Annotated in this window: 12 protein-coding genes; 11 read left to right on the top strand and 1 reads right to left on the bottom strand. The window is 67.5% G+C overall.

The features are described from left to right. Positions 1-871: 871 nt before the first annotated feature. The 3 genes from AB0D31_RS34025 (at position 872) to AB0D31_RS34015 (ending at position 4,233) form a co-directional block, all read left to right on the top strand. Entirely contained in the window at positions 872-1,219 is a 348-nt protein-coding gene (locus AB0D31_RS34025) for a hypothetical protein (RefSeq protein WP_362730595.1), read from the top strand. Positions 1,220-1,342: 123 nt separating this feature from the next. After that, positions 1,343-2,029, top strand: a complete 687-nt coding sequence (locus AB0D31_RS34020; protein WP_362730592.1) for an ABC transporter ATP-binding protein — start codon at positions 1,343-1,345, stop codon at positions 2,027-2,029. After that, positions 2,026-4,233 (top strand): ABC transporter permease, encoded by a 2,208-nt coding sequence (locus AB0D31_RS34015; RefSeq protein WP_362730589.1) that lies wholly within the window; start codon positions 2,026-2,028, stop codon positions 4,231-4,233. Before AB0D31_RS34020 ends, AB0D31_RS34015 begins: the two co-directional genes overlap by 4 nt. Before the next feature lie 165 nt (positions 4,234-4,398). Here the strand turns inward: AB0D31_RS34015 and AB0D31_RS34010 are convergent, their stop codons facing one another. Further along, the gene (locus tag AB0D31_RS34010) at positions 4,399-4,650 is read right to left on the bottom strand and encodes a DUF6207 family protein (RefSeq protein ID WP_362730586.1); all 252 of its coding nucleotides are present in this window, start codon (positions 4,648-4,650) and stop codon (positions 4,399-4,401) included. A gap of 102 nt (positions 4,651-4,752) precedes the next feature. Between AB0D31_RS34010 and AB0D31_RS34005 the strand changes: the two genes are divergently transcribed. From AB0D31_RS34005 to AB0D31_RS33970, 8 genes are all read left to right on the top strand, one after another. Next, positions 4,753-4,971, top strand: a complete 219-nt coding sequence (locus AB0D31_RS34005; protein WP_362730583.1) for a hypothetical protein — start codon at positions 4,753-4,755, stop codon at positions 4,969-4,971. A gap of 71 nt (positions 4,972-5,042) precedes the next feature. Then, positions 5,043-6,169, top strand: a protein-coding gene (locus tag AB0D31_RS34000) for an IS3 family transposase (protein ID WP_362730580.1) whose coding sequence is annotated in 2 segments (ribosomal slippage) — positions 5,043-5,262 and positions 5,262-6,169 — 1,128 coding nt in all. Because the reading frame shifts where the segments join, the coding sequence is not laid out codon by codon here. Positions 6,170-6,441: 272 nt separating this feature from the next. Continuing rightward, positions 6,442-6,801 carry a peptidase inhibitor family I36 protein gene (locus tag AB0D31_RS33995; protein WP_362730577.1) on the top strand — a complete coding sequence of 120 codons (360 nt, stop codon included), beginning with the start codon at positions 6,442-6,444 and terminating at the stop codon, positions 6,799-6,801. A gap of 144 nt (positions 6,802-6,945) precedes the next feature. Next, complete coding sequence (locus AB0D31_RS33990; protein ID WP_362730574.1) at positions 6,946-7,290, top strand: hypothetical protein; 345 nt, start codon at positions 6,946-6,948, stop codon at positions 7,288-7,290. Positions 7,291-7,904: 614 nt separating this feature from the next. Continuing rightward, positions 7,905-8,219 (top strand): SDR family NAD(P)-dependent oxidoreductase, encoded by a 315-nt coding sequence (locus tag AB0D31_RS33985; RefSeq protein ID WP_362730572.1) that lies wholly within the window; start codon positions 7,905-7,907, stop codon positions 8,217-8,219. Next, positions 8,131-8,430, top strand: a complete 300-nt coding sequence (locus AB0D31_RS33980; RefSeq protein ID WP_362730569.1) for an SDR family oxidoreductase — start codon at positions 8,131-8,133, stop codon at positions 8,428-8,430. Before AB0D31_RS33985 ends, AB0D31_RS33980 begins: the two co-directional genes overlap by 89 nt. A 137-nt stretch (positions 8,431-8,567) precedes the next feature. Next, entirely contained in the window at positions 8,568-9,272 is a 705-nt protein-coding gene (locus AB0D31_RS33975) for a helix-turn-helix domain-containing protein (RefSeq protein WP_362730566.1), read from the top strand. Between the two features lie 86 nt (positions 9,273-9,358). Beyond that, positions 9,359-9,739, top strand: coding sequence for a hypothetical protein (locus AB0D31_RS33970; protein ID WP_362730563.1), 381 nt, complete (start codon positions 9,359-9,361; stop codon positions 9,737-9,739). Positions 9,740-10,288: the final 549 nt, after the last annotated feature.

Raw genomic sequence — 10,288 nt, 5'->3', positions numbered from 1 at the left:
CCCGTAGAGACCATCCTGACCTGCGAGTTCTGGCGCCGCCTGCACCAGACCCGGGCCATGGTCAGCCACTACCGCCGCCGCGGCGACCCCCTCCCGCACCGCCTACAGGCCGGGGCCCACCATCGACCGATCCCACCGATCACCGACCCTCAAGATCTCCGGCTGTAATACTTGGCGGGCTCGGTCGGCGGTGGCGCCCGCACTGTTACCGAACGGCTCGACGATCTTGACCCAGGAGATTCGGTGGCAGGCTCTTCGATGACGCACACGCGCAGCAAGTCCTCGACGACGGCCAGGGCGCGCGTACACCGACCCCACCACGGCGCCACGGGCAGCGGACGGCAGGCGGTTCAACCGCATGGCGGTGTCCGCGATTCGCGGACCCGAGACAGTCGCCGATCCGGTCACCGCATAGCCAGCGAACAGCGTGCGCGGCGTCGGGCGATCAAGCCAAATGTCGAGGAGGCGGCGTTCTGGTCGTCGCATCGAAATGTGCCTGAGGAGTCGGGGGTGCGCGCCCGCGCCTAGGTTCCAAGTCCGCCGGGTGAGTCATGTTCTACCTGTTGCGATGACCGGTCTGGGGAAAGTCCACTTCAGGTTGTCGCAGGTCAAATGGACCGTAATGTTCAGGTGTTCGATTTACTCATGTTGTTTTGGCCAACGGTGGTCAACTCCGTTGCCCCTTCCCCAAGGGCAGGCAATGATCTCCTCAACGCAGCGGGGCGGGCACCGAGTGCCCGCCGGGTGGACCTGCAGAACACGTCACGCTGTCCAGGGCCCGGACCTAGCGAGGCGATAGGGGCCACCCTGTCCCATGGGCACCGCTAAGTGGCCAACGCCCCGAGAGGGGCAACGGAGGGGAATCTTGAGCATGTCCAGAACCAAGATGTTCGCCGTCGCAGCTGTCACCGGCGTGGCGATCCTCGGTGCGACGCCGGCGTTCGCGACCAACATCGACAGGGCTCGGACCGGCGTGTCCGCCTGGAGTCACGGTGCCAACGGCCAGATCGCCGTCGCGGACACCAAGGGCGACAGCCACGAGGTCTACGCCAACTACGACCGCAAGTACAACAAGGACCTCGAGCTCCGCAACAGCAGCGGCAACGGGACCACGGCCTACAGCTCCAACGACACGGGCAACCCTGTCCAGGACATCCAGGCGTGCGTGGCGATCAACCTCTCGCCTGACGACTGCACCGTCTGGTGGAGCGACCGCTGACCCAGCTGACCCGGCACTGCAGCTGACCTAACACGGCGGGGGCGGCCCACCGGGCCGCCCCCGCTCGGCCCACCGGGCAAGTGCGGCGAGAAGTGAACTATGGAGACCAGGGCTTCGAGGAACATGAACGAACCTGTGTTGCGCGTGAAAAAGCTCGACCACACCGTGGGCGTCCGACGGCTCTTTGAGTCGCTGGACCTGGAGGTTCGGGCGGGCGAATCGGTGGCGATCATGGGGCCGAGCGGATCTGGCAAGAGCACCCTGCTCTCCTGCATCCTCGGCCTGGTCCGTGCCGACACCGGCGCGGTCGAGATCGCCGGCACGGACATAACCGCGCTTCGCGGTGCAGCCCTGGCCCGGCACCGAAGCCGACACATCGGCATGGTCTTCCAGTTCGGTGAACTGCTCCCCGAACTGTCTCCCCTCGACAACGTCGCACTGGCCGCTCTGCTCGCCGGAGTCCCACGGCACGACGCCTATCGCCAAGCAGGCGCGCTTCTGGCCGAGTTGGACGTTCCGACCGCCTCGTCGAGTGACCACATGTCGGGGGGAGAGCGCCAGCGCACCGCGGTGGCACGGGCGCTCATCAACTCGCCGGCTCTGCTGCTCGCGGACGAGCCGACGGGTGCCCTGGACACCGAGACCCGAGACCGGGTGGCAGAGCTTCTGTTCAGCATGCCCGCGCGCCACCAGTGCGGGCTCCTCGTCGTCACCCACGACGGGGCCATCGCCCAGCGCGCCGATCGGACACTCAGCCTGCTCGGTGGTGCCTTGTCGGCGACGAACAGCAGCGGAACGGGCGCACGGTGAAGGAACGCGGAGTCGGCGGACAACTGATGCGGGTGGGTCGGGCCGCCGACCGCAGAGCAGAGGCGGGACGGGTCCGGTTCGTCGCGCTCCTGGCGGCCACGGCCCTCCTCGCACTCGGCATCGCCGCCATGCTGGCCGCCCACGCGACCTACCAGGGGCAGTCGGACCGCGGACTCGCACGCAATCCGATCAGCCACGAAGACCGTCCAGACCTGCCCGGCACTGCCCTCTGGTCGAAGTCCACCGACTCCGTCCCCGGCGGCGGTTTCTTCTCCATCGTGTTCATCACACCGCTCGCACCAGACGCGCCCCTGCCCCCCGGGCTCTCCGCCTGGCCCGCCCCAGGAGAAGCCGCTCTCTCTCCCCGGCTGCGGCAGCTGGGGACCGAGGACGGCATCGCCACGCGATACGGGCGTGCCACTGCGGAGATCGGCAACGCAGGCCTCCAGTCGCCGGACGAACTGCTCGCCTACATCCGTCCGCGCGTCGCCCTGTCCGCGGACAAGGCGACGAGCATCATCGGGTATGGCCGTCCCGCGCACGCCTCACCAGTCAGGATGGGCCAGCTCTCGTACGCCCAACCCGAGTGGGCCTTCCAAATCATGCCGGGCGGGCTGGTCCTGCTGCCCGTCGCAGTCCTTCTGGTGGTCGCCGCGCGCTCCGGCTCCCACAGCCGTGACCGCCGCACCGCCCTGGTGGACGCCCTCGGAGGTACGCCACGCGCCCGCGCCCTGATCGTCCTGGGCGAGGTCAGCCTGCCGGTCCTGGCCGGAGCTGTGATCGCGGCCGCAGTGGTGGGCGCGTTCTGCACCACTGATGTGCGGCTGCCCGGGACCGGGTTTGTCGTCTCGGCCGGCGATGTCCGCGCCAGGTGGTGGGAACTGCTGCTGGGTGTAGCGGTCTCCGCCGCCGTGGTCGTCGTGGCATCCGTCGCCGCGAGCCGAATCTCTCGCGCTGCTGGAGGAAACCGGCCTGCGAGCACTCGCCGGTCGCCCGCCCGCTGGGCGATCCTGTGTCCGGTGTTCCTGCTGATCGCCGTCCGCGGCCCAGACTTCTTCGCCAGGGGGACATACGCGAACCTGCTGATCAACTGGGCAGGCGCAGCAGCCACCCTGATGACCCTCCCAGCCGCCATCGCCGTCCTCATCGCTCAGCTCGGGCGCATGATGAGCACCATCGGACGCCGATTCGGGCACCCCAGCCTCTTGGTGGCCGGACAGCGTGTTACGGCTCACCCGGGCCCCACCGCACGTATGACGGCAGCGGTGGTCGTCGCCCTCGGACTTCTCATCCAGGTAGTGGCATGGCAGAGCTTGTTCGGCGACACCGCCCGGGCCGCGCAGGCGACCGTCGACCGGATCGGCAACAGTGCCCTCTTCATGCAACCAGGCACCGTCACGCCCCAGCAGATGGACGCTTTCGTACGCAAACTGCCCCCGACAGAGCAGGCCGTCCAGCTCATCAGCTCCGGCGGCGAGTCCACCGCCACTCTTCAGGGCACGTGCCCGGGACTGGCCGCGCTGCAACTCCCGTGCAGCCCCGAGCCCGTCACACTCAGCCAGGTACCCACGGACCCGCGTGTCCGCGAGATCATCGGCTGGAGTGCCTCCGGCAGCACTACCGTGGTCGTGCGTAAGCTCCCCCACCCCGCCGAACCAGCGCCGTCGGATGCAGAGGAGGTTCCGCCCACCATTTTGGTATCCGTAGACGGACACGACCTCCCCGTCTCCACGCTGAAGCAACTGGCCTACCAGGTGTTTCCCAAGGGAGCAGCCATCGACCCGCCCGGTGGTGAATGGCTGGTGGACGGTCAGCTCAAGCGGTCCCAGGGACTGTGGATCACCCTCTTCGGATTCATCGGCATCCTTATCCTCGCGGGCGCGTCGGTCATCAGCGGCACCGCCGAGTTCCTGCGCAACGGCCGCGCCCTCGCGCCCATCAGCGTCCTGTCGGGAAACCGCAGGATCTACTGGAGCACCGCCGCCTGGAGCCTGCTCATCCCCTTCGCCCTGGCCGGCAGCATCGGCTGCCTCGTCGGAACATGGCTCGCCTTCCCCAAAACAGCCGACGGCTCCTCATTCATCTCCGGAAGCTTCCTCGCCGCCTGCGCACTGGGCGTATCCGTGATGGGCCTCCTGGCCTGCGGCTGGGGCGCGCACGTCGCTGCTCGACAAGCCCACGCGTGGCGGCCCCGAGGAGATTGACCCAGCCGCAGGGCTGGTGCGCCCGCGTCTCAGCTCCCCGAACTGGGTTGCCTGGTTCATGCGACGAGGGCAGGCCCGAGGCTGCTGCCCGTCGTCACCGATCGGACTGCGGTGCTTCCCCATCAGGCCTCCAAGAGGGCGGCTGCGGGATTCCACGGTAGGCGCTCAGGGCTGTGTTGCGAGTCGCTTTCTGCTGAGCTGCTCCGGCGTCAGCCGGTCTCCGGGCTCCCGGGCCGAAGGTCCGCGAACATGGGCGCCTGGTTGCCCGGGTACGCGATGGGTGCGGCCGGGCCCGGACGTCGCCCACAGGGCGTCCAGGGCGGCGACAGCGGCTTGCGCGGTGGTGTCGTCGGCGGCGGTGATGTCGATGACGAGGAGACCGGGCTCTGACAGGTGTACGGGGTCGATGGCGTCCATGATCCCTGGGACGAGACTCAGGCGGCCCAGGGTTCGGCGCCGGCGTCCGCATCACTCCTTTGAGCGAGCCGCCCTGAGCCTCGAGGTGTTTCAGGTTTCGGGATGGGCCAGGCGGCCGAGCAGGGTTACCGCGTCGTCGAGGGGCACCGGTTGGAAGAACTGTGCGTCGGTGCGCTCAACGGCGGCCATCGCGCGTGGGGCCAGGTCGGCGCCGGCGTCGGTGACGCGCAGTCGTTTGGCGCGGGTGTCGGCCGGGTCGACTTCACGCTCGATCAGGGGCGTTACCCCTTGATCGTGGACACCCTGATCATTGGATCGTGAAGATCCGAAGGACAGGAGTTCCCGTTGGGGACGTCGAAGTACTCGCCTGAGTTCGGGGGGATGCCGTCGCGTTGTACCGCTCCAGCCCGGGGCGGATGTATGCGTCGGTGGCCAAGGATCTCGGGGTGAACCACGAGACGCTCCGCACCTGGGTGCGGGATGCCGAGCAGGCCGCCGTGCCCGGCGCGGTGGAGGCCAGCGCGTTGGAGAAGGAGAACGAGCGGCTGCGGGCCGAGGTGAAGGAGCTCGAGCTGGAACGCGAGATCCTGCGGAGGGCCGCGAAGTATTTTGCGGGCGAGACCAGCTGGTGAGCCGTTTCCAGTTCGTTGCCGACCACCATGACGCCTTCGGCGTGAAGCGGCTATGCCGGATCCTGGGGCTCTCCCGTTCCGGGTTTTACCGGCACCGGGCCGGCTCGGATGCGCGGGCCGGGCGGGCACGTGCGGAGGCCGAGCTTGCCGGGCGGATCACGTCGATCCACACCGAGTCCGACGGCACCTACGGGGCTCCGCGCATCACCGCCGGGCTCCAGGGTGCCGGGCTGCGGGTCAATCACAAGCGGGTGGAACGCGTCATGCGGAAGTTCGACATCGTCGGGCTGCACCTGCGCAAGAAGGTCCGCACCACGGTCCCCACGGCCGACGCCGTCCCGGTGCCCGACCTGATCCAGCGGGTCTTCACGGCCTCCGCGCCAAACAAGAAATACGTCGGCGACATAACCTATCTCCCGGTCAGCGACGGCCATTTTCTCTATCTGGCAACGGCGTTGGACCTGCACTCCAAGCGTCTGGTGGGCTGGTCGATCGCCGACCACATGCGGATCGAACTGGTCACCGACGCCCTCAAGGCCGCCGCCGGCGCGCGGGGAGGGAACGTGCGCGGAGCGATCTTCCACAGCGACAAAGGAGCCCAATACGCCTCCAAGGAGTTCGCCCAGGTCTGCAAAGACCTCGGCGTGATCCGATCACGCGGGGCCGTCGGCACCAGCGCGGACAACGCCGCCGCGGAGTCGTTCAACGCCAGCATGAAAAGGGAGACCCTCAAGGGCGCGAAACGCTGGCCCGGAGCCCGCGCCGCCCGCCTCGCCGTCTTCCGCTGGGTCACCCGCTACAACACCTGGCGACGGCACTCAGCCCTCGGCCGGCAGAGCCCGATCAACTGCGAACAGCGATCACCTACGCTGGCCTCCGCCGCATAACAACCGGTGTCCACGATCAAGGGTGAAGGCCCTGATGCAGCGCTCCGGTCGGCCGCCGAAGTCCACGGCCGTCTCGCGCGGGCGCCCGGTGACGTGCAGTCGGGGGTAATCGCGGGGGCCGCCATGGGTTTCCCTGTTTCCTGTTCCCGGAGGCGTCGGGAAACGCGTGGACCTGGCGGTGAGCCGTGAGGAGACTCCTGGCATCGGGTCCGCGGACAGCCGGGCCCGGCCTTGCCCGCCCCGCGGGCGCGACGTTCATCGAGGAGAGACCCATGAAGTTGCGTACCTGGTCCCTGGCGTGCGCCCTGTCCCTGACCGCCCTGCTCGTGCCCGTCTCGGACGTGGCGGCGGCCCCCGCCGCCCCGGCCGCGCCCTCCTGCACCAAGGGGTCGATCTGCTTCTACACCGGTTCCCGCTTCGACGGCCGCAGTTGGGAGTGGGTCGCCAAGGACGGCTACCACGACATGCCGGCGGAGTTCCACGACCACGTCGGCTCGTTCGTGTCGAGCGCGGAGGGCTGTTTCATCAACTGGGACCCGAAGGAGACCCGTGTAGTGCACTCCGGCGACAGCCGTATCGACTACGTGTCCGACTTCGGCGGCCGGATCGACGGAGTGGGCCAGGTCTGCTGAGGCCCGCCGTGCCGGTCCGGCGGGATCGTTACCGGGTAGCCCGGTCCATGACATTGGCAAGAAGTGCCATTGATGGCACCGGTACCGCATCGCAACACTGATGGCGAGCCCCATCTCGGGGCACCGAGCCAAAGGGGGAGGAACATGCGTAAGTCCGCGATGATCACCGGAGCCCTGGCCCTGGCCGTGAGCGGTGGCCTGGCCATGGCGCCCAGCGCCACCGCGGCCACCGCCTGTCCGTCCGGAGCCGTCTGCATCCGCGAGACGGACGGCAGCATCCTCAGCAAGAACATCTTCTACAGCTATGGCGCGCACAACCTGTCGAACGTGACGGGTTACCGCGTCATCGTCAACAGTCAGACCGGTGGCGCCGGTTTCCAGGTCTGCTTCGCGTACAACGGCGGCAACTGCTCCGGCGTGGCTCGTGACACGGGCGAGTACGCGCCGTACGACATGACGCCGATCAACTCCGTGGTCCTCGTGCGCTGACTGGAACCAGGCGCATGTCGCCGGTGACCGCCGCCTCGCAGGAGGCGGCGGTTCCGCGGTTGTGGAACCGCTGAATACCTGGCAGCGCTCGATCAGTCCCACAAGGTGATCCGCGAAGACTGCAGACTCAACCACCCGCTAAGTGGTCGGCTTCGGAAGTCGTTCGGGGGTTGACTGGAGCACTCGTCTTGTGGAGTCCAGGTAGTGGAGCGGACGTGCCATCGGATTCGTTGCGCATGACGCCAGCGTGGCCCATCTGTGCCCAGCTGGGAGAGCCGGATGTGGACCGGTCTATGGCAGTGGGTGTGCCCAGTTTCCGTCCTCGGTTTCCGGGCTGGTTGGTCGCTGTGGGCCAGCCGCGCACCGCAGTCAGGCACTCGTCGTATAGGTCCATGATTTCGCCTTTGCCGTCGTTGACGACCCACGTCATCGATGCGGCATCCAGGCACGCGAAGGCGGTCGCGATCACCGCGCGAGCCTTCGCGCCCTCGCTGGCAGTAGCTACGTCCATACGGGTCTCGATGAGCGGCAACAGGTTCTCCTGAAACCGCAGTCGCTTTTCGAGCCAACCGGCACGCAACGAGGCAGTGTTGTGCAGGAGGCGGAACCGGGCGATGGACCAGGCGCGCCGGCAACTCGGCCCCCTCGACCTGCTCTTCCTCAACGCGGGCATCTCCCGCCCCGGCCCGATCGAATCAACCGACGAAGACGCCTTCGACGCCCTGTTCGACATCAACGTCAAGGGAAACTTCTTCACCCTGCAAAAGGCGCTGCCGCTCCTCAACGAGGGCGCCTCAGTCGTGTTCACCGGTGGGTGCGGCCGAAGGGCTCGGGGCCGCGATGACAGCGGCCAAGGGTGCCCTGCTGCCCCTCATACGGTCCCTCGCGCCCGAACTCGCCCCCCGCCGCATCCGCGTCAACGCGGTTAGCCCGGGAATGATCAACACCCCTGCCTACAGCAAGATGGGTATCTCCCAGGAAATGATCGACTCCTGGGCCCGGAAGGTCCCACTCGGCCGCGTCGGCGCTCCCGCCGACATCGCCGAAGCCGTGGCCTTCCTCGCCTCGGACGCCGCTGGTTACATCACCGGTGACAACCTCACCGTCTCCGGTGGCGTCGGTGTTCACTCCAACGCCTGACGGGTAATTTGGCTCTGCACTGGAAGGTCACCGGGTCCGATGCTCAGGCTGTGGGCCCTGGCGAGTCGACTGCCCGTGCGGGAAGCTGGCCCCGCCACTTCGTTCTCCACCACGGATAGATGGGAGGCTCTCCTTTCATGCCCGCGTGCTCCGCCGTGCCCTTGGAGCTGACCGCTGCCGAGCGCCACCGGCTCAAGAAGATGGCCAACGGCCACAAGACCCCGCACCAGACACCCCAGCGGGCGACGATCGTGCTCCTGGCAGCACGAGGCCGCAGCAACGCCCAGATCGCCGCCGAAACCCACCTGCTCGTGGAAACCGTGCGCCGCTGGCGCGGCCGATTCGCGGCTGGCCAGGTTCCCGCCCTGGCCGACCGTAGGCGGTCAGGGCGGGAACCGGCATTCACCGCGCTGCAGATCGCCGAAGTCAAAGCACGGGCCCGCCAGTTGTCCACCCAGTTCGGAGCCCCGCTCTCGCGCTGGTCGTGCCCCGAGCTCGCGCGCGAGGCCGTCACCCGGGCCATCACCGACACGATCTCCGCCTCCACCGTGCGCCGCTGGCTCAGGGACGACGCACTCAAGCCCTGGCAGCACCGTTCCTGGATCTTCATCCGCGACCCGAACTTCCGCGCCATCGCTCAACGGATCCCGGACGTGTACGCGCGCTTCGATGGCACCCAGCTCGGAGAGGACGAGTACGTCATCTCCGCAGACGAGAAGACCTCCATCCAGGCCCGCTGTCGCTCCATCCCACCCTGGCCCCGGGCCAGGCCCGTTCGATGCGCGTCAACCACACCTACGGGCGCGGCGGAGCCCTGGCCTCCCTGGCCGCCTACGACATAGGAGCGTTCTTGAGAACCGTTAGCACGCGGAGGGACGGCTCGGATCCGGAGTTCGGGGGTGTCAGCCCCGCACAGGCACCGAAAGCAATGACCGGTGCGGGAATCTGGTTGCTCTCGGCCGCCTGGATCGCCGCCTCAGCGGCGAGCCCCTGGGCGCAGAAGGCGCTTTCGATCATCGATCCCACGATCGTCTCCTTGCTGCTCTTCTTCTTCGTGGTTGGTGTTCTGGGCATACCGCTGGGTGTGGTCCTGGGTCGTGTGGGGGCAGTGCGAAAAGCTGTGATCACAGCGACTCTGGGGACCGCAGCGGCGACGGCGGGTTGTGTGGCCCAGAGTTGGGGCCTCGGCGTCAAACTGTCTCCAGGCGGGGCGGCCTTCGTTGCCCTATTGGTATTCCTGTTCGTCATTCCGGCGGTGCTCTTTCCATCGGTCGCATTCGTCATTGCTTGGTCTCTGAGAAAGCGGTGAGGATGACGCGCTTATACCTGAAATCGGTGAGATGTTGAGGATCTCGCGGGTGCCCTCGACGGTGACGGCGCAGTAAATCCGGCATTTACTGCGGTAGTTCTTTCTTGGGGATGGTGGATGGTGAAGGGCCACTCCAGGGAGGCGAGCATGTGGGCCATGCCGTCCAGTGAAGTTTCCCCGTGATCCTGGACACTCGTTCGTTATGCCGCGAGGGCGTGCTGATGCCGTTGCCTGGTCTCGGCCGGGGTGAGATAGCCGAACGTCCGGTGCTTGTGCAGGCGTCGGCGGTTGTAGAAGGTCTCGATGAAGTTGAAGGCTTCGGCGCGGGCGGTGGCCCGGTCGGGTCAGGTCCGGGTTCCGATCTCTTCCTTGAGCAGGGCCCAGAAACTCTCTGCTGCGGCATTGTCGAAACACGATGCGGTGCGTCCGCAGCTCTGCCGTAGCCCCAACTCCGTTATTTGATCGCGGAATTGAGTCGACGTGTACTCGCTTCCGCGATCACTGTGGACCACGCATCCGGGCTCCGGGCCGCCTCGGCCGTGGGCCATG

It is taken from the genome of Streptomyces sp. NPDC048361, from assembly GCF_040651795.1.
GTDB lineage: Bacteria > Actinomycetota > Actinomycetes > Streptomycetales > Streptomycetaceae > Streptomyces.
Note: the sequence above shows the minus strand (reverse complement) of the source record. Positions and strands in the feature narration are given on the sequence as shown.

Bases quoted from the DNA above. Each gene is read 5' to 3' on its own strand.
- AB0D31_RS34025 (WP_362730595.1), top strand. From the start codon at position 872: ATGTCCAGAACCAAGATGTTCGCCGTCGCAGCTGTCACCGGCGTGGCG.
- AB0D31_RS34020 (WP_362730592.1), top strand. From the start codon at position 1,343: ATGAACGAACCTGTGTTGCGCGTGAAAAAGCTCGACCACACCGTGGGC.
- AB0D31_RS34010 (WP_362730586.1), bottom strand. From the start codon at position 4,650: ATGGACGCCATCGACCCCGTACACCTGTCAGAGCCCGGTCTCCTCGTC.
- AB0D31_RS34005 (WP_362730583.1), top strand. From the start codon at position 4,753: ATGGGCCAGGCGGCCGAGCAGGGTTACCGCGTCGTCGAGGGGCACCGG.
- AB0D31_RS33995 (WP_362730577.1), top strand. From the start codon at position 6,442: ATGAAGTTGCGTACCTGGTCCCTGGCGTGCGCCCTGTCCCTGACCGCC.
- AB0D31_RS33990 (WP_362730574.1), top strand. From the start codon at position 6,946: ATGCGTAAGTCCGCGATGATCACCGGAGCCCTGGCCCTGGCCGTGAGC.
- AB0D31_RS33985 (WP_362730572.1), top strand. From the start codon at position 7,905: ATGGACCAGGCGCGCCGGCAACTCGGCCCCCTCGACCTGCTCTTCCTC.
- AB0D31_RS33980 (WP_362730569.1), top strand. From the start codon at position 8,131: ATGACAGCGGCCAAGGGTGCCCTGCTGCCCCTCATACGGTCCCTCGCG.
- AB0D31_RS33975 (WP_362730566.1), top strand. From the start codon at position 8,568: ATGCCCGCGTGCTCCGCCGTGCCCTTGGAGCTGACCGCTGCCGAGCGC.
- AB0D31_RS33970 (WP_362730563.1), top strand. From the start codon at position 9,359: ATGACCGGTGCGGGAATCTGGTTGCTCTCGGCCGCCTGGATCGCCGCC.